Annotated in this window: 21 protein-coding genes; 15 read left to right on the top strand and 6 right to left on the bottom strand. The window is 52.9% G+C overall.

The genetic code is table 11. The features are described 5' to 3' along the window. Positions 1–8: 8 nt before the first annotated feature. Positions 9–815, bottom strand: a complete 807-nt coding sequence (locus MRY16398_RS03355) for a MetQ/NlpA family ABC transporter substrate-binding protein (RefSeq protein ID WP_039077532.1) — start codon at positions 813–815, stop codon at positions 9–11. A gap of 220 nt (positions 816–1,035) precedes the next feature. Here MRY16398_RS03355 and MRY16398_RS03350 point away from each other — a divergent pair, with 220 nt between their 5' ends. The 4 genes from MRY16398_RS03350 (at position 1,036) to sstT (ending at position 6,147) form a co-directional block, all read left to right on the top strand. After that, positions 1,036–2,211, top strand: a complete 1,176-nt coding sequence (locus MRY16398_RS03350) for an aminotransferase class I/II-fold pyridoxal phosphate-dependent enzyme (RefSeq protein WP_125125626.1) — start codon at positions 1,036–1,038, stop codon at positions 2,209–2,211. 110 nt (positions 2,212–2,321) lie between these two features. Then, entirely contained in the window at positions 2,322–3,320 is a 999-nt protein-coding gene (locus MRY16398_RS03345) for a Gfo/Idh/MocA family protein (RefSeq protein ID WP_125123830.1), read from the top strand. A gap of 430 nt (positions 3,321–3,750) precedes the next feature. Beyond that, on the top strand, positions 3,751–4,719 hold the full coding sequence (locus MRY16398_RS03335) for a TerC family protein (protein WP_039077529.1): 969 nt from the start codon (positions 3,751–3,753) through the stop codon (positions 4,717–4,719). 183 nt (positions 4,720–4,902) lie between these two features. After that, positions 4,903–6,147: a serine/threonine transporter SstT gene (gene sstT, locus MRY16398_RS03330; protein ID WP_125123829.1), complete on the top strand. Its 1,245-nt coding sequence runs from the start codon at positions 4,903–4,905 to the stop codon at positions 6,145–6,147. Here sstT and MRY16398_RS03325 read toward each other — a convergent pair. The 3 genes from MRY16398_RS03325 to uxaC form a co-directional block, all read right to left on the bottom strand. Beyond that, on the bottom strand, positions 6,144–6,698 hold the full coding sequence (locus MRY16398_RS03325) for a YgjV family protein (protein WP_039077527.1): 555 nt from the start codon (positions 6,696–6,698) through the stop codon (positions 6,144–6,146). The two genes, sstT and MRY16398_RS03325, sit on opposite strands and share 4 nt — an antisense overlap. A gap of 204 nt (positions 6,699–6,902) precedes the next feature. After that, positions 6,903–8,390: a UxaA family hydrolase gene (locus MRY16398_RS03320; RefSeq protein ID WP_125123828.1), complete on the bottom strand. Its 1,488-nt coding sequence runs from the start codon at positions 8,388–8,390 to the stop codon at positions 6,903–6,905. Between the two features lie 17 nt (positions 8,391–8,407). Further along, positions 8,408–9,820: a glucuronate isomerase gene (gene uxaC, locus MRY16398_RS03315; RefSeq protein WP_125123827.1), complete on the bottom strand. Its 1,413-nt coding sequence runs from the start codon at positions 9,818–9,820 to the stop codon at positions 8,408–8,410. A 455-nt stretch (positions 9,821–10,275) separates the two neighbouring features. Here uxaC and MRY16398_RS03310 point away from each other — a divergent pair, with 455 nt between their 5' ends. Continuing rightward, on the top strand, positions 10,276–11,577 hold the full coding sequence (locus tag MRY16398_RS03310) for an MFS transporter (protein WP_039077524.1): 1,302 nt from the start codon (positions 10,276–10,278) through the stop codon (positions 11,575–11,577). Positions 11,578–11,713: 136 nt separating this feature from the next. Then, positions 11,714–12,490 carry a transcriptional regulator ExuR gene (gene exuR / locus MRY16398_RS03305; protein ID WP_039077523.1) on the top strand — a complete coding sequence of 259 codons (777 nt, stop codon included), beginning with the start codon at positions 11,714–11,716 and terminating at the stop codon, positions 12,488–12,490. A 209-nt stretch (positions 12,491–12,699) separates the two neighbouring features. Here the strand turns inward: exuR and MRY16398_RS31145 are convergent, their stop codons facing one another. After that, positions 12,700–12,828: a hypothetical protein gene (locus tag MRY16398_RS31145; RefSeq protein ID WP_255423333.1), complete on the bottom strand. Its 129-nt coding sequence runs from the start codon at positions 12,826–12,828 to the stop codon at positions 12,700–12,702. A 3-nt stretch (positions 12,829–12,831) separates the two neighbouring features. Here MRY16398_RS31145 and yqjA point away from each other — a divergent pair, with 3 nt between their 5' ends. The 9 genes from yqjA (at position 12,832) to MRY16398_RS03260 (ending at position 17,568) form a co-directional block, all read left to right on the top strand. Beyond that, complete coding sequence (gene yqjA / locus MRY16398_RS03300) at positions 12,832–13,497, top strand: DedA family general envelope maintenance protein YqjA (RefSeq protein ID WP_071194463.1); 666 nt, start codon at positions 12,832–12,834, stop codon at positions 13,495–13,497. Then, entirely contained in the window at positions 13,497–13,880 is a 384-nt protein-coding gene (mzrA, locus tag MRY16398_RS03295; RefSeq protein ID WP_039077521.1) for an EnvZ/OmpR regulon moderator MzrA, read from the top strand. Before yqjA ends, mzrA begins: the two co-directional genes overlap by 1 nt. Positions 13,881–14,025: 145 nt before the next feature. Next, positions 14,026–14,394, top strand: a complete 369-nt coding sequence (locus tag MRY16398_RS03290; RefSeq protein WP_125125625.1) for a DUF1090 domain-containing protein — start codon at positions 14,026–14,028, stop codon at positions 14,392–14,394. A gap of 39 nt (positions 14,395–14,433) precedes the next feature. Beyond that, positions 14,434–14,739, top strand: coding sequence for a DUF883 family protein (locus MRY16398_RS03285; RefSeq protein WP_039077519.1), 306 nt, complete (start codon positions 14,434–14,436; stop codon positions 14,737–14,739). Between the two features lie 2 nt (positions 14,740–14,741). After that, the gene (locus MRY16398_RS03280) at positions 14,742–15,140 is read left to right on the top strand and encodes a phage holin family protein (RefSeq protein ID WP_071194462.1); all 399 of its coding nucleotides are present in this window, start codon (positions 14,742–14,744) and stop codon (positions 15,138–15,140) included. After that, positions 15,137–15,427, top strand: a complete 291-nt coding sequence (locus MRY16398_RS03275; RefSeq protein WP_039077517.1) for a YqjK-like family protein — start codon at positions 15,137–15,139, stop codon at positions 15,425–15,427. The genes MRY16398_RS03280 and MRY16398_RS03275 overlap by 4 nt, the downstream gene beginning before the upstream one ends. Before the next feature lie 212 nt (positions 15,428–15,639). Continuing rightward, positions 15,640–16,032, top strand: a complete 393-nt coding sequence (locus tag MRY16398_RS03270; RefSeq protein WP_039077516.1) for a DoxX family protein — start codon at positions 15,640–15,642, stop codon at positions 16,030–16,032. A 72-nt stretch (positions 16,033–16,104) separates the two neighbouring features. Next, positions 16,105–17,091, top strand: coding sequence for a glutathione S-transferase family protein (locus tag MRY16398_RS03265; RefSeq protein WP_108700579.1), 987 nt, complete (start codon positions 16,105–16,107; stop codon positions 17,089–17,091). Positions 17,092–17,205: 114 nt separating this feature from the next. After that, complete coding sequence (locus MRY16398_RS03260; protein WP_039077514.1) at positions 17,206–17,568, top strand: DUF805 domain-containing protein; 363 nt, start codon at positions 17,206–17,208, stop codon at positions 17,566–17,568. 13 nt (positions 17,569–17,581) lie between these two features. Here MRY16398_RS03260 and yhaJ read toward each other — a convergent pair whose 3' ends face one another. Next, positions 17,582–18,478, bottom strand: coding sequence for a DNA-binding transcriptional regulator YhaJ (gene yhaJ / locus MRY16398_RS03255; protein WP_039077513.1), 897 nt, complete (start codon positions 18,476–18,478; stop codon positions 17,582–17,584). Positions 18,479–18,563: the final 85 nt, after the last annotated feature.

Genomic DNA, 18,563 nt, shown 5'->3' with positions numbered 1-18,563 from the left:
TGCATCGTTCATTTCAAATAATCAGGTTGCAGATAACCGTTATATTGCTCGTGAGTCAGAATGTAATTTTTGAAATCGGCTGAGTGATATCCGGCGACAATATCTTTAGCAAACTGCGCGTCTTTATTTTTCCCGGCGATGGTGACAACGTTTATAAACTGGCTCACCGGGGTTTCAAGCTGTAATGCCGAATTAAGTTTCAGGCCGCTGGAGACGGCAAAATTCCCCTGAATCAAACCGTAATCCACATCTGGCAGCGCACGTACCTGCTGGGCGTTATCCATCTCTTTGAGGACAATTTTATACGGATTTTCGAGGATATTACGCTGCGAGAAGGTGGCCGGGTCGCTGTCTGGTTTGAGTTTTACCCAGCCAAGGCTTTGCAGCACTAACAGGGCACGATATTCATTAGGTGGCTGATTAGGAACAGAAATCACTGTGCCTGCCGCCGGGGTTTTCAGCGTTTTGATTTTACCGCCATACAGCCCCATTGGCGGTGTGGGCACCTGCACGATACCGATGTTGTCGATCCCCAGACGCTCATTCACCGATTTTAAATACACCGGGTGCTGCATGATATTAGCTTCGATGTTGCCACGGGCAACCGCATCGTTTACCTGAATACCATCGCTGAAATCTTTATATTCGACTTTATAGCCTTTCTTAATCAGAAAAGGTGCGACACCTTTTTCAAACTGTTCTTTATAGGGTCCTGGATTAAAGCCAACACGAATAATATTATCCTGCGCCGCAGCCAGAAAAGAAGATGATGACAACAAAGCAAAGACAAAACCTAATACAACTGGCTTTTTCATAACACAATTTCCCTGTTGGTGTGCAATTAAAAGTGATTAAATCACAGCCGACTGTGCGTTGTAAGTCACATTACCGGATTTCATTTTGCTTTTTTAGCATAAATATAATCAGGAAATTCATATCTAAAAATCGCCAATGAATAGCTAATTTTGTTGCTTAGACAATCCACAAAAATAAATTAAAGATGGAAACATATTGATAAATCAATTCGAGAACACCATGCCTGATTTTAATGCCTCACCGCTGGTCGATGCGCTGGAAGAGAATTTATTCAGTGTACTGGAAAAACTGGCCGCCCAGGTGAACACCCCCGATTTACCGCTGATCGATCTTTCGAGCGGCAGCCCGGATCAACCTACGCCGCCGGAAATCATCGCCTCTCTGCAAGCGGCGATCCAGCGGCGTGAAAACCACGGTTATCCCTCATTCTGGGGCAAACCACAGGTCCGCCAGGCGATAGCCGACTTTTATCAGCGTCATTATGGCGTGACACTGGATCCCGACAGTGAAGTGGCGGTCTTTCAGGGCTCGCATATCGGCGTGGGTGGGATCCCTCGTGCGGTACTCAGTCCAGGGCAATACCTGATTTCTACTGACCCCTGCTACCCCATTTACCGCTCGGCGGCGTTGCAGTCGCAGGCACATTTTTACGGCCTGCCGCTTCACGCTGAAAACCAGTTCCTGCCCAATTTCAATGACGTGCCAGATGACGTTGCCGACCATGCCGGGTTGGTTGTCCTCAACTATCCGCATAACCCGACGGGTGCGCTGGCAACACCGGCGCTGTTCGCCAGCGCACTGCAATTTGCACAGCGTTACCACGTGCCCATCCTGCATGATTTTGCCTATGCCGCTATTGGCAGCGATGCCGCAGACACTCCGCTGAGCCTCTTTTCTCAGCCTGATGCGAAAGCGTGGGGAGTAGAGACGTATACCTTCTCGAAGACCTTTAATATGGCGGGCTGGCGCTTTGGTTTTGCGGTCGGTAACGCCTCGATAATCAAGGCATTTAAAAAACTGCATACCCACAGCTACAGCACCGTGTTTGGCGCGATTCAGGATGCGGCAGTCACGGCGCTCACCCTCCCCACTGCGCGTTTAGCGCAACTGGTATCGGTCTATCATCAGCGCCGCGAGCGTGTGTTACACCGCCTGGCGGCGCTGCGCTGGCCGGTAGGCGAAAAGCAAGGCACCTTTTTTCTGTGGCTTGCGGTACCGCCCGCGTTTAGCTCACAGCAATTTGCCCAGTTGTTATTGCAGGAAGCGCATGTGCTGGTCGCGCCTGGCGCTGGCTTTGGGCCAGGGGGAGAAGGGTTTATTCGCATTAGCCTGACGGCGGGGGATGATGCTTTGCAAAGCGCGCTGGATCGCATTGCCGGGCTGCATCTTTTTTAACAAAAAGAGTGACGTGCGAGACGTCTTCCATAACCGGGAGATGAACCTTTTTTCATCTCTGCGCATCATGTTACAGTGCCAGACAGTGCTCAGTTAAAGGAACTCGCTTAATGATACGTTTTGCTGTCATTGGCACAAACTGGATCACCCGCCAGTTTGTCGATGCCGCCCATGAAACGGGCAAATATAAACTCACGGCGGTGTACTCCCGTAGCCTCGAACAGGCGCAGGATTTCTCCAGGGATTACCCCGTCGAACATCTTTTTACTTCGCTGGAGGCCATGGCGCAAAGCGATGAGATTGATGCGGTCTATATTGCCAGCCCTAACTCGCTGCATTTCCCGCAAACCCGCCTCTTTCTCAGCCACAAAAAACATGTGATTTGCGAAAAACCGCTGGCGTCGAATCTGCGCGAAGTGGAAGAGGCGATTGCCTGCGCCAGAGAGAACCAGGTGGTGTTGTTCGAGGCGTTTAAAACCGCCAGCCTGCCCAATTTTGTGCTGCTGAAACAGTCGCTGGCGAAAGCGGGCAAACTGCGCAAAGCGTTTCTCAACTACTGCCAGTACTCTTCGCGCTACCAGCGCTATCTGGATGGCGAAAACCCGAACACCTTTAACCCGGCCTTCTCTAACGGCTCGATTATGGATATCGGCTTCTATGTTCTGGCGGCGTCTGTTGCGCTTTGGGGCGAACCGAAGGGCCTCCAGGCCACCGCCAGCCTGCTGGAAAGTGGCGTTGATGCCCATGGCGTGGTGGTACTCGACTACGGCGATTTCAGCGTCACGCTGCAACATTCCAAAGTCAGCGACTCGGTGCTGCCAAGCGAAATTCAGGGCGAAGCGGGTGCACTACTAATCGAAAAGATCTCAGAATGCCAGAAGCTCTCTTTCGTGCCGCGTGGCGGTAAAGCCCAGGATCTGACGCAGCCGCAACATATCAACACCATGCTGTACGAGGCGGAAACCTTCGCCAGCCTGGTCGAGCAGAATGAAGTCAACCATGCAGGCCTGGCCGTCAGCCGTATTACCACGAAGCTATCGACTGAAATCCGCCGTCAAACGGGGGTGGTTTTCCCGGCAGACGACGTGAGCGTGGAACTGCCTGCGTAAAGGTATGTAAAACAGATGTTACAGATCATTGACGGGAGGAATGGCCTGTCATATTTTGTTACGAGCAAAGGGGAGTAACTTCGTTGCCGGTGGGTCGTCATTACGATGCGTCTACCCTAAAGATTTCGAGTTGCAGCCACACAACGGCGGTTCGAAATATAACGGGTATAAGCATCCGGTCGCCGGGCGTCATTCATGTGACGTAAGTGAGACCTTGCCGAAAGGCGAGGACCCAATTGCACCTAAAGCATGCGGCTGACGTCTTTCGACGTTAGCCGTTTTTGTTTATACACATAATCATTCTGGATGCGTCGCGGCGGCAAGACTGAGAATCACCAGGAGCTTACTCAAGTAAGTGACTGGCGTGAGCAGCCGAAGCCAACAAAGAGGCAGCCAGAAGGATGAAGTGTAAGGTGCTGAGGAACCTCACATGAATACTGTCGGTACACCGCTACTCTGGGGCGGATTCGCCGTTGTTGTCGTTATCATGCTGGCTATTGACCTCCTGCTTCAGGGGCGACGTGGCGTGCACACGATGTCCATGAAACAGGCGGCCGTCTGGTCGCTGGTCTGGGTTAGTCTTTCTCTCTTATTTAACGCTGCCTTCTGGTGGTATCTGGTACAAAACGAGGGCCGCGCCGTTGCCGACACCCAGGCACTGGCATTCCTGACCGGTTACCTGATTGAAAAAGCGCTGGCGGTGGATAACGTCTTTGTCTGGCTAATGCTGTTCAGCTACTTCTCGGTACCTGCTGCGCTGCAACGTCGCGTACTGATCTACGGCGTGCTCGGCGCGATCGTCCTGCGTACCATCATGATCTTCGCCGGAAGCTGGCTTATCTCCCAGTTCGAATGGCTGCTGTATGTCTTCGGTGCCTTCCTGCTGTTCACGGGTGTGAAAATGGCGCTGGCAAAAGAAGATGAAGGCGGCATTGGCGATAAACCCCTGGTCCGCTGGCTACGCAGCCATCTGCGCATGACGGACAAGATCGAAAACGAGCATTTCTTCGTGCGTAAGAACGGCCTGCTGTTTGCCACGCCATTGCTGCTGGTGCTGATTCTGGTTGAACTGAGCGATGTGATATTTGCAGTCGACAGCATTCCGGCTATTTTTGCCGTCACCACCGACCCGTTTATCGTGCTGACGTCTAACCTGTTTGCCATCCTGGGTCTGCGCGCGATGTACTTCCTGCTGGCGGGTGTGGCAGAGCGTTTCTCCATGCTGAAATATGGCCTGTCGGTGATCCTGGTATTTATCGGTATCAAGATGCTGATTGTCGATTTCTTCCATATCCCGATTGCCATCTCGCTTGGCATCGTGGGTGGCATTCTTATGGTAACGCTGCTGATTAACGCATGGGTTAATCACCGCAACGACAAACGCAAGCTTGCTGAATAAGCAGCTCTAAGGGGCTGAGGTCACAACGTCCCTGGTACGCCCTCTTTTCGGAGAGGGCGTTTTTCTGATTTTTTCCCCCGCCAGTACCTGAAACAGCCCCCTGAGCAGCGAATTCTTTATACTCCATCCGTTACGCCTGCTGGCGCAGCACCGATGGAACACCAATAAAACCAAGGAAAAGGTATGCAAACACAACCTGCTACGACATGGTTGCAACGCGTGATGCGCGGCAATATCGTCAAACAAATTCTCGCCGGACTGATACTGGGCATTCTGTTGAGCTGGCTTTCACCTGACTCAGCGCGCGCCGTTGGCCTGCTGGGCACGCTGTTTGTCGGCGCGCTAAAATCGGTAGCCCCGATTCTGGTGCTGGTACTCGTAATGGCCTCGGTGGCTAATCACCAACAGGGGCAAAAAATCAGTATTCGCCCTATCCTGCTGCTCTACTTAATCGGCACTTTCTCTGCGGCATTAACGGCCGCGATCGTCAGCTTCCTGTTCCCTTCCCGGCTACATCTGGTGGCGGCCGCGACCGATGTCATTGCGCCTTCCGGTATTGTCGGCGTATTGGAAGGATTACTAATGAATATCGTGGCAAACCCTGTTGACTCGCTGGTCAAAGGGAATTACATCGGCATCCTGGTCTGGGCGGTTGGTCTCGGCTTTGCCCTGCGCCACAGTAGCGATACCAGTAAGAAGCTGATTAACGATATGTCGCAAGCGGTGACCTTTATGGTCACGCTAGTGATTCGCTTTGCGCCGCTGGGGATTTTTGGCCTTGTGGCATCCACCCTCGCGACAACGGGCGTTGGCGCGCTCTGGGATTATGCGCAACTGCTGATGGTCCTGGTCGGCTGTATGTTACTGGTTGCGCTGGTGATCAATCCACTACTGGTCTGGGTGAAGATGCGCCGGAATCCGTACCCACTTGTTTTTATCTGCTTGCGTGAAAGCGGCGTGACCGCTTTTTTCACCCGCAGCTCGGCGGCGAATATTCCGGTAAATATGGCGTTGTGCGAAAAGCTCGGGCTTGATAAAGACACCTATTCCGTCTCGATCCCATTGGGTGCGACGGTCAATATGGCAGGCGCGGCAATCACCATCACCGTGCTTTCGCTGGCAGCGGTGCATACGCTTGGGGTGGCCGTAGATTTGCCCACGGCGGTGCTGTTAAGCATAGTGGCTTCGCTCTGTGCCTGCGGTGCATCCGGGGTGGCGGGCGGCTCGCTGCTGCTGATTCCACTGGCCTGTAACCTGTTTGGTATTTCAGCCGATGTTGCCATGCAGGTCGTCGCCGTCGGCTTTATTATTGGCGTTGTGCAGGACTCTTGCGAGACCGCCATCAACTCCTCAACCGATGTGCTGTTTACCGCCGCCGCCTGTCTGACAGACGGCGAGCGCGCGTCGTTAGTGCCTCAGCGCGATTAACGCGCAGACGTACTCTCTTTTTGCAGCGCGGTTTCGACTTTAAACGGGTCGATGCCGCGTTTTTGCATCCGCCAGAAACGGATAATGTTCAGCCCGTTTACCACAAGGAAGCTGCCTTCGATCAGGGTGCCGCCAATCGATCCCAGCCACAGGTTATGGGTGACCCAGCAGGCGGTTGAACACCACATGACGCAACGCACGGAAAGCCCTTTGCAGCGAAACAGCGCCCAGGTACTGGCAACCGTACCGATAATCGGCAGCAGTTCGACCGGGTGGTGTAATTTTATCAAACCAAAAAACAGCGTCAGCGCAATAAATACAGCCATAACCCACAGCTTGCGGGTATGCATGGAGATAATTGTGCGTATGGCGTTGAGTTCTGCGCTCATACCGGCAGGCAGTGCGCCCATCAGAAAGAAATGCGCGCCGATGGTGGCGCTGTAAAGGGAAAGCTGGAGTTTGAAGCGTTTTTCGTCGCGGTTAATAAACGTGGTAATACCAATAAGAAAAGCAAGTACACCAACGCCCTGGGCTAACCAATACGCGCTCATGGAGGATCCTTGTTAATGACACCAAAAAAGAAACGACGCTTCATAATATGAAACGTCGTTTTTTAATTCTACTGCTGTGTTACCCAAAAGATGTCGTGCTACAGCCAGGCGGCAAGTCCGGAACCCCTGGAAGCTTACATAAGTAAGTGACCGGGGTGAGTGGATGTAGCCAACACCGCTGTAGCGCGAAAGATGAAGGGTAACTTATAACGTTACGCCGCTCTTGAAGATAGCCAGCTCGCGGAACTCGTTGCGTTCATTGCAGGTCTGCTTACCGTTGGCAAAATCCACGATCACATCCACGAACTCGCTCAGAAGCTGCGGCATGGTTTTTCCGTGAATAAGCTGGCCCGCATCGAAATCGATCCAGTGTTTCTTCTTCGCCGCCAGTTCGCTGTTCGTCGCGATTTTCACTGTCGGAACAAAGCCGCCGTAAGGGGTGCCGCGTCCGGTACTGAACAGCACCATGTGGCAACCCGCCCCTGCCAGTGCGCTGGTTGCAACCGCATCGTTACCCGGCGCGCTCAACAGGTTGAGTCCATGGGTTTTCAGGCGCTCGCCGTAACGCAGCACGTCGACCACCTGGCTGGCCCCCGCTTTTTGTGTACAGCCAAGCGATTTTTCTTCCAGCGTCGTGATGCCGCCTGCTTTGTTACCCGGCGATGGGTTTTCGTAGATCGGCTGGTTATGCGCGATAAAGTACTGTTTGAAGTCGTTCACCATGGTGACCGTCTTCTCGAAGGTCTCTTCGTCGCGGCAATGGCTCATCAGAATCTGTTCTGCACCGAACATTTCCGGCACTTCGGTTAATACCGTGGTGCCGCCGTTACCGATAATGTAGTCAGAAAAACGTCCCAGCATCGGGTTCGCTGTGATACCGGAAAGCCCGTCTGATCCGCCACACTCCAGACCAAATTTCAGCTCGCCCAGTTTGCCGGGCTCGCGCTTGTCGCGGCGCATGGCTTCGTACAATTCGTACAGATGCTCAATGCCCGCTTCCACTTCGTCGTCCTGGTGTTGGCAGATCATAAAGTGGACGCGGGACGGATCGTATTCGCCCAGCGTTTCGCGAAACGCATCAACCTGGTTGTTTTCGCAGCCCAGACCAATGACCAGCACCGCCCCCGCGTTCGGGTGACGCACCATATTTTGCAGCATGGTGCGGGTGTTAATATGGTCATCGCCCAGTTGTGAGCAACCGTAGGTATGGCTAAACAGGTGCACACCGTCGATATCTTCGGCGTTGTGCGTCTCTTTCAGAAAACGGGTCTGGATTTGACGGGCGATGCCGTTAACACAGCCTACTGTCGGCAGGATCCACAATTCGTTGCGAACCCCAACCTCCCCGTTTGCACGGCGGTAGATCTGAACGTCGCGATCGGCCGCCGGTGCATTTTCATCAATGAGATCAGGTTGATAGCTATACTCATCCAAATCGCTCAGATTGGTACGCACATTGTGAGAATGTATGTGTTCACCTGCGGCGATATCTGTTGTGGCATGGCCGATAGGAAGACCATATTTAACAACATTCTCGCCCGTCGGGATGGCCTGCAGGGCAAATTTATGTCCGCGTACCACTGCCTGACGAAGCAGAATCTCATGACCGTCAACCACAACCTCTGTGCCTTCGGCGAGATCCGCCAGCGCTACCGCGACATTATCCAGCGAGTGGATCTTGATGTATTGCATATCAACCTCAAACGGCCTTAGTTCAGTTCAATCGCGAAGTAGTCACGCGCATTGTTAAAGCAGATATTTTTCACCATCTCGCCCACCAGCTGGATATCAGCCGGAGCTTCACCCGCGTGCACCCAGCGGCCAATCATCTGGCACAGAATGCGACGGAAATATTCGTGACGGGTATAAGACAGGAAGCTGCGGCTATCAGTCAGCATGCCCACAAAGCGGCTCAGCAGACCGAGCTGCGCCAGTTGGGTCATCTGACGTTCCATACCGTCTTTCTGGTCGTTGAACCACCAGCCGGAACCAAACTGCATCTTGCCTGGCATACCTTCGCCCTGGAAGTTGCCGATCATGGTGCCCAGCACTTCGTTATCACGCGGGTTCAGGCAATACAGGATGGTTTTCGGCAGCAGGTTTTCTTCGTTCTGCTTGCTGAGTAATTTTGACAGTTCTTCCGCCAGCGGACGGTCATTAATGGAATCGAAGCCCACATCTGGCCCCAGCAGTTTGAACTGGCGCAGGTTGTTATTACGCAGCGCGCCAATGTGATACTGCTGTACCCAACCGCGACGGGCATATTCCGCGCCGAGGAATACCAGAACGGCCGTTTTGAACTGCGCGACTTCATGCTGGCTTAATGCTTCACCCGCCAGACGGCGTGCGAGGATGCTGTCCAGTTCCGCGTCGCTTGCTTCGGCGAAGAGCACAACGTCAAGCGCGTGGTCCGATACTTTACAACCGTGTGCTTCAAAGTGATCCAGACGTTTAGTCAGCGCCGTTTGCAGATCGGCAAAGCGACGGATATCGGTGTCAGACACTTCACCCAGCTTGCTCATGTAATCGTTAAACGTAGCCAGTTCAATATTGAAGGCTTTGTCCGGACGCCAGCTTGGCAGCACTTTGATGGTGAAGGTGGTGTCTTTGGCAACGGCAGCGTGGTGTTCCAGAGAGTCGATCGGATCGTCAGTAGTACCGACCATCTTCACATTCATCTGCTGCATGATACCGCGGGCAGTAAATTTATCCTGCGCCAGCAATTCATTGCCCAGATTCCAGATTTCATCCGCCGTAGACGGAGAAAGCAGCTTACCTGTAATACCAAATGGGCGACGAAGCTCTAAATGGGTCCAGTGGTATAACGGGTTGCCAATCGTATGCGGTACGGTTGCAGCCCAGGCGTCAAACTTCTCACGATCGCTGGCATCGCCGGTACACAGGCGTTCCGGCACACCATTGGTACGCATTGCACGCCACTTGTAGTGATCACCTTTTAACCAGATGTCATACAGGTTTTTAAAGCGGTAGTTATCTGCGATCTGCTGCGGCGGCAGGTGGCAATGGAAGTCAAAAATCGGCTGATCTTTCGCGTAGTCATGGTACAGGCGGCGCGCAAATTCGGTATCTAACAGAAAATCTTCAGTCATAAACGGGGTCATTATCGTCTTCCTCTCAACGAGTGCGTCTGATGCTTACCTTAATGCTGACAAAGTTATCACACCAATTTCCAGTGGCCGAAGACTTTTTCGTGAGTTAGATCAATAAACGATGACAAATATTTACAAGAATGCGCGTCAAAATCACCGCCAGGCCGCGCCAGTACTGGTCTGGTGCCGCAAAGTTAAAAACCACACAAAGAAAAACGCTTTTGTGATGTCACTCACCTTTTGAAGTTGTATGACAAGTTATCTTTCTGCCGTCGAATACATCAGCCGACGGAATGCATTGCCGGTGATTAATCATCGGTCTTTACGGTACGGATACCGAATTGAGCACGTTGAATAGCAAGGTTCGGGTCGTTCCGGTGTTTACCGGTTACGCCCTCCGTTTTCACCTCCCGACCGCAACCGGCAGGTGACCGCGCTAGCGGAATTAACATAACGATGAGGTTTACATGCGTAAAATTAAAGGGTTACGTTGGTACATGATAGCGCTGGTGACGATCGGCACCGTGCTGGGTTACTTGACGCGTAACACGATTGCTGCGGCAGCGCCCACGCTGATGCAAGAGTTGAATATCTCCACACAGCAATACTCTTACATTATTGCGGCTTACTCGGCGGCTTATACCATCATGCAGCCGGTCGCAGGTTATGTACTGGACATCCTGGGCACCAAGATCGGCTACGCAGTGTTCGCCGTGACCTGGGCCATCTTCTGTGGCGCTACTGCGCTGGCAGGCAGTTGGGGTGGTCTGGCGCTGGCGCGCGGTGCCGTTGGTGCTGCCGAAGCGGCAATGATTCCGGCGGGCCTGAAAGCGGCTTCTGAGTGGTTCCCGGCGAAAGAACGTTCTATCGCAGTGGGCTACTTCAACGTCGGTTCTTCTATTGGTGCGATGATTGCACCGCCGCTGGTCGTGTGGGCAATCGTCATGCATAGCTGGCAGCTCGCGTTCATTATCTCTGGCGTACTGAGCTTCGCCTGGGCAATGGCATGGTTGGTTTTCTACAAACACCCGCGCGATCAGAAAAAACTGACCGAAGAAGAACGCGAATACATCATTGGCGGTCAGGAAGCACAACACCAGACTTTCAACGGTAAGAAAATGTCCGTCCTGCAGATTCTGGGCACCCGTCAGTTCTGGGGTATTGCACTGCCGCGTTTCCTGGCAGAACCGGCATGGGGTACGTTCAACGCCTGGATCCCGCTGTTCATGTTCAAAGTCTACGGCTTTAACCTGAAAGAAATCGCCATGTTCGCCTGGATGCCAATGCTGTTCGCTGACCTGGGCTGTATCGTCGGTGGTTACCTGCCGCCGCTGTTCCAGCGCTGGTTCGGTGTGAACCTGATTGTTTCCCGTAAAATGGTAGTGACCATGGGTGCGTTGCTGATGATCGGCCCAGGCATGATCGGTCTGTTCACCAGCCCGTATGTTGCAATCGGCCTGCTGTGTATTGGTGGCTTTGCTCACCAGTCTCTGTCCGGTGCATTGATTACCCTGTCTTCCGACGTGTTTGGTCGTAACGAAGTGGCAACCGCGAACGGTCTGACCGGTATGGCGGCGTGGACAGCAAGTACCATGTTCGCTCTGGTGGTAGGTGCGCTGGCTGACACCATCGGCTTTAGCCCGCTGTTCGCCGTGCTGGCCCTGTTCGACCTGCTCGGTGCGGTAGTTATCTGGACGGTGCTGAAAAGTAAATCCGCCAGTGAATTAGCGCAGGAAAGTGCGGTCGGCGGTACCGCAACACAAAGCTAGTACACGCCTTCTTCGTACTACTGTTTCCCAAAAGCCGCCCACCGTTTCGGGCGGCTTTTTCTTGCCTTGTTGTGGTGAGAATGGCGTAAAAGTGGTATAACAAATCTACTAATGCCTTATCTTGCCTGGAGCGCATATGGAAATCACTGAATCACGTCGTTTGTACCAACAACTTGCCGCCGAGCTGAAAAGCCGGATCGAGCAGGGCGTCTATCTTGTGGGTGACAAACTTCCCGCCGAGCGCTTTATTGCAGACGAAAAAAGCGTCAGCCGGACCGTGGTTCGTGAAGCCATCATCATGCTGGAAGTTGAAGGTTATGTTGAAGTCCGTAAAGGCTCAGGCATTCATGTTATTTCCAATCAGCCTCGTCATACCCAGGCCCCTGACGAATCGCTGGAATTTGCTAATTATGGTCCGTTTGAGCTGCTACAGGCACGTCAATTGATTGAAAGCAACATTGCTGAATTTGCCGCGACCCAGGTGACCAAGCAGGACATCATGAAACTGATGGAAATCCAGGAAAGCGCGCGTAAAGAGAAGTGCTTCCGCGATTCCGAATGGGATTTACAGTTTCATGTGCAGGTAGCTCTTGCGACACAAAACAGCGCGCTGGCGGCGATCGTCGAAAAAATGTGGACCCAGCGTGTTCACAACCCGTACTGGAAAAAACTGCACGACCATATCGACTTGCGCACCGTGGATAACTGGTGTGACGATCATGACCAAATTCTCAAGGCGTTGATTCGCAAAGACCCGCACGCGGCTAAAGTCGCGATGTGGCAGCATCTGGAAAACACCAAACAGATGTTGTTTAACGAAACCAGCGATGATTTCGAATTCAATGCTGACCGCTATTTGTTTGCGGAAAACCCCGTGGTTCACCTTGATACCGTAGCAAGTGGCGTAAAATAATGCTTTTCTCTGTCAGGCGCACAGCCCCTCTGCGCCTGGCCACTTAAGGGTCAGTAAAAAGTATAGAGTGTCAGCCTTTGTAAATACCCTCGCCACCCCTCCTTTCGACAAGCAAAATCATTTTCTGACAAAGCGTAATTTCTCTGCCGCAGAACTATGGCATTTGTTACAATTGGACGCACTTTGCCACTGCGTGAGTTAGCGCTTGCTCACAGCGTTGTTACCGGAATAGTCAGGCTGCTGAATGCGCCACGAGCGACCATAATGTCACTATCAATAATGTCGCCGTGCTGTTTTACAGGTAATCGACGTGCCGTAAACCGATGTACCAGGAACATTGAATGGAACTTTTAAGCCAACTGCTGCATGCCCTCTGGAGCCAGGATTTCGAAACGCTGGCCAATCCATCCATGATTGGCATGCTCTACTTTGTGTTATTTGTCATCTTATTTCTTGAGAATGGCCTGCTTCCGGCCGCTTTCCTTCCTGGCGACAGTCTCCTGGTGCTGGTGGGTGTTTTGATTGCCAAAGGGGCGATGGGCTATCCACAGACCATTTTGTTATTAACAGCGGCCGCCAGTCTGGGCTGTTGGCTGAGCTATATTCAGGGCCGATGGCTGGGGAACACGCGAACCGTGCAAAACTGGTTATCGCACCTTCCGGCGCATTATCACCAACGTGCACATCATCTTTTTCATAAACATGGCCTCTCAGCGTTGCTGATTGGGCGTTTTATTGCATTTGTTCGCACACTGTTACCAACTATTGCCGGAATTTCGGGTCTTAGTAGCGCTCGCTTCCAGTTTTTCAACTGGATGAGCGGTTTGTTGTGGGTGCTGATTCTAACGACACTGGGGTATTTGTTGGGTATAACGCCAGTGTTTCGTAAATATGAAGACGCGTTGATGTCTTGTTTGATGCTCCTTCCCGTTGTGCTGCTGGTGATTGGCCTGATTGGCACACTGGTAGTGTTGTGGAAGAAAAAATACGGTAATCGGGGTCAATAATGGAATCGCAACGTCCCTTCCTGCGCTGGTTTTTTATGGGCATCGCCGCAATGGCGCTGTTCAGCGTACTCTTTTTGGGTTGGGTGACACTGCAAAACCGTGAGTCTACGCTGGCGATACGCCCAATCGCACAGAACACAAGCGTGCCGGATGGTTTTTCCATTTGGCATCATCTGGACGCAAACGGCATCCATTTCAAAAGCATTACGCCGCAAAACGACACGCTGTTAATCAAATTTGAGTCCAGTGCCCAGAGTGCTGCCGCCAAGGAAGTGCTGGACAGAACACTGCCCCACGGCTACATCGTCGCGTTACAGGATGACGAAAGCCAGACCTCTGCCTGGCTTTCACGTTTACGCGATACCACCCATCGATTTGGCTGATCCTCCAGGATTCTGAATCTTTTCACCTACTTTGGTGCTTTAGCCGTTAACGTTCTATGCTTGAGTTAATGGAACCAAAGTCCACGTTATGTCACTGGATGCTGGCGAGCCTTGTTTCGCCAGCCAACAATGGAAGGTTTCGACCATGAAATACCGCATCGCACTGGCGCTAACCCTATTATCTGTAAGCGCGATGTCTCAGGCCGCTTCCCCCTGTCAGGAGAAAGAGCAGGAGATTACGCGTGAAATCAGCTATGCCGAAAAGCACAACAATCAGAGTCGGGTTGAAGGGCTGAATAAGGCGCTGCACGAGGTTCGCACCACCTGTTCCGACAGTAAATTGCGTGCGGAGCACCAGCGCAAAATTGCCAGACAGAAAGACGAGGTTGCCGAACGTCGCGAAGATCTCGCCAAAGCGAAACAAAAAGGCGATGCGGACAAAATAAGTAAACGCGAGCACAAGCTGAAAGAGGCCGAGGCAGAACGTAAGGCGCTTGAAGCGCGTGACTACTGATTTTGATGGAAGTTAACACTCACTCACCTGGAGAGAATTATGTCTAAAGAGGCAAATACTGAACATCTGCGCGCTGAGTTGAAATCCCTGGCGGATACCCTTGAGGAAGTACTGAGCACCTCCGGGGACAAATCAAAAGAAGAGTTGAGCAAACTGCGCAGCAAAGCCGAAAAAGCCTTGCAGGAAAGCCGCTATCGTCTGGGCGAAACGGGGGATGCAATTGCCCGCCAGACCCGCGAAGCCGCTGCAAGAACTGACGAATATGTACGTGAAAACCCATGGGCCAGCGTGGGCATTGGCGCGGCGATTGGCGTCGTGTTAGGCGTGCTCCTGACGCGTCGCTGATTATGGCGGATTCACGACACGCGCAAGGACCGGGCAAAAGCGTACTGGGTATCGGGCAACGCATTGTTTCCATCATGGTAGAAATGGTGGAAACGCGGCTCCGGCTGGCAGTGGTCGAACTGGAAGAGGAAAAAGCAAACCTCTTCCAGTTGCTCATGATGTTAGGGCTGACCATGCTGTTCGCTGCATTTGGCCTGATGAGTCTGATGGTACTGGTTATCTGGGCCATCGACCCGCAATACCGACTCAACGCCATGATCGCCACCACGGTGGTGCTCCTGGTGCTGGCGTTGATTGGCGGTATCTGGACCCTACGTAAAGCCCGCGAATCCACAATTCTGCGCCACACGCGGCAGGAACTGGCCAATGATCGTCAGTTACTGGAAGAGGATAAACCATGAGTCACAAGGCCGAGCGTCTCAAGCGTAAAGCCCTTTTGCTCAGCCAAATTCAGCAGCAACGGCTGGATTTGACCGCCGCTCGCCGTGACTGGGTGGACGCCACCGGTGTCTATGATCGCGGGTGGAACACCTTCCTTAGCCTGCGTTCCTGGGCGCTGGTCGGCAGCAGCTTCATGGCCGTATGGTCGGTGCGCCATCCCAGCATGCTGATGCGCTGGGCGAAACGCGGGCTTGGGCTTTGGAGCGTCTGGCGGCTGGTAAAATCCACGCTTGATCAACAGCGTTAACAGACTCCCCGGCGGTACCATACTGGCCGGGGTAGCAGCCTTTTTTTACACCAACTTCATCAGTATCTTTGAAAAATTTCGACAGTTTTCCTTGCTAACAATCTTTTCCCGCCCCGTTTAATATCCTCTCCATCGACAGCAACCATGCGGCCAGCGCCCGTGATTGCCGAACTTTTCACTAAAAAAGACATTGTGGTTCCCTGGAGAGAAAGATGAAAAAATTAGAAGATGTTGGTGTACTGGTAGCGCGTATCCTGATGCCAATCCTGTTCATTACCGCAGGCTGGGGCAAAATCACCGGTTATGCCGGCACTCAGCAATATATGGAAGCCATGGGTGTCCCGGGCTTTATGTTGCCGCTGGTTATCCTGCTTGAGTTCGGCGGCGGTCTGGCCATTCTGTTCGGTTTCCTGACACGCACCACCGCGCTGTTCACCGCAGGCTTCACCCTGCTGACCGCGTTTATCTTCCACAGTAACTTTGCGGAAGGCATGAACTCCCTGATGTTTATGAAAAACCTGAGCATCACCGGTGGCTTCCTGCTGCTGGCTATCACCGGTCCGGGCGCATTCAGCATCGACCGCGTACTGAATAAAAAGTGGTAAGCGCTCTATACTGATAAAGACATGAAGCGAGGAGACATCTCCTCGCTTTTGCCATCTATAGGAGAATGCATCATGGGACAACTCATTGACGGCGTCTGGCATGATACCTGGTATGATACCAAGTCAACCGGTGGCCGCTTCCAGCGCTCAGTGTCCGCATTTCGTAACTGGCTCACCGCCGATGGCGCACCGGGTCCATCCGGCGAAGGCGGCTTTGCAGCGGAAAAAGACAGATATCACCTGTATGTTTCTCTCGCCTGTCCCTGGGCGCACCGCACGCTCATCATGCGCACGCTAAAAGGGCTGGACGATTTTTTACCGGTTTCGGTGGTGAATCCGCTGATGCTGGAAAACGGCTGGACGTTTGATGATAACTTTCCGGCAGCGACAGGCGACGCGCTTTATCAGCATGAATTCCTCTATCAGCTTTATCTTCATGCCGACCCGCAATACACCGGACGCGTAACGGTCCCGGTACTGTGGGACAAAAAGAACCACACGATTGTCAGCAATGAATCGGCTGAAATCATTCGCATGTTCAACACTGCGTTTGACGCGCAGGGGGCGCGTGCTGGCGACTATTACCCACCAGAATTGCGCACGCAAATTGACGAACTGAATAGCTGGATCTACGACAACGTCAATAACGGTGTCTATAAGGCCGGTTTCGCCACCAGCCAGCAGGCTTACGATGAAGCCGTCGAAAAGGTCTTCGAATCCCTCGCCCGGCTGGAACAAATCCTGGGGCAACATCGCTACCTGACAGGCGATCGGTTAACCGAGGCGGATATTCGCCTGTGGACAACGCTTATACGTTTCGATCCGGTGTATGTGACTCACTTTAAGTGCGATAAGCATCGCATTAGCGACTATCTCAACCTCTATGGCTTCCTGCGGGATATCTACCAGATGCCAGGCATCGCGGAAACGGTCAATTTTGACCATATTCGTACCCACTACTACCGCAGCCACAAAACCATCAATCCGACGGGGATTATCTCCATCGGCCCGTGGCAGGATCTTAACGAGCCTCACGGTCGGGACCTTCGTTTCGCATAATATTTTCGGGCGCAGCCGTTGCGCCCGAAAATATTTCACGCATCCTTTTATCCCCGTCTATTCTTACAGTGATCGCTGAGAAAACAACGTATTGAACGTCTTTCGAGGTAGAGAATGGATTGGTATTTCAAAGTGCTGAGCAACTACGTCCTCTTTCATGGCCGTGCGCATCGCCGGGAGTTCTGGATGTTTATGCTGGTCAACCTCATTCTCTTTGGCGTACTTGTCGTGGTGGATGAAATTTTAGGCTGGCGCACGGGTGGCATTGGCCTGTTAAGCCTGATCTACGCCCTGCTGGTTTTCCTGCCTTCCCTTGCCGTTCAGTCCCGCCGGTTGCACGATACCGATCGCACCGCCAAATGGCTGTGGTTGTGGTGTGTTCCTGTCCTGGGTTGGTTGATGCTGCTGGCCTTCTGGAGCCAGCACGGTACCCCCGAAGAAAATCGCTTCGGCCCTGAGCCAAAAGCGTTTCCTTAAGGGGCCGGGGGAATTATTTTCCGGAGAAGAGTTTCGGTATTTCGCGCAGACACCAGGCTTTCGCTTCGCCCATGCTGTCGCGCCGCCAGGCCATGATGATGTCGACTTCGCTGGTATATTCAGGACTGACGACGCGCAAACGCCCTTCTGCAATGTCCTGCTCAACCAACGGATAAGGCATCGTCGCCACACCCAACCCCGCCAGTAAAGCCTGACGTTTATCCTCAATGGTACTGACCGTCAGACGCGGCTGTTTGTCCAGCAACTGCACCGTCAGCACCGGGCGCTCGCGCGCGGTATCCGCAACCGCCACGCCGCGATATTTCACGCGAGTCACCTCAGACAACGGCTCCGGTTCGTGGTGAATCGGATGGTCTGGTGCCGCGACATAAACGTTCAGTACCTTGTACAGCTTGCGAGAGTTGATTTCCGACGAAGAGCGGAAATGCATATCCGGCGCGATCACGATATCCGCACGCCCCTGCTCCAGCCGCTCCCAGGCGCCTGCCAGCACCTCGGTAATGATCGAGAGTTGCGTGTTGGCTTTTGCCGCCAGTTTATCGACAAGCGGGAAAAGCTCGGGCGTCGGCACCAGTGCTTCGGTAACCAGCGTCAGGTGCGTTTCCCAACCGCGCGCCAGCGCTTCGGCATCGGTAGTGAGTTTGTCAGCCGCTTCGAGCAAAACACGGCCACGTTCCAGCAGCATGCGACCAACGTTGGTAAACTTCGTTCTATGGCCAGAGCGGTCAAACAGAACAACGTCCAGCTCTTCTTCCAGTTTTTGCATCGTATAGCTGAGCGCAGAGGGTACCCGCCCCAGTTCATCTGCCGCGGCGGCAAAGCTACCGCGACGGTCAATTGCGTCCATGACGCGTAACGCTTCCAGCGTAAGTGCCCTATCTTTCGCCATTTTTGTTCTCATTCAGGAAATTTGAACATACCGGGCAGAATATCTGGCTAACAATGCAGCGTCCATACCTTTACCATTGTTTTAG

Origin of the sequence: Phytobacter sp. MRY16-398 (assembly GCF_003925915.1) — a bacterium.
GTDB classification, from domain to species: domain Bacteria; phylum Pseudomonadota; class Gammaproteobacteria; order Enterobacterales; family Enterobacteriaceae; genus Phytobacter; species Phytobacter diazotrophicus.
This window is presented reverse-complemented; position numbering and strand designations above follow the sequence as displayed.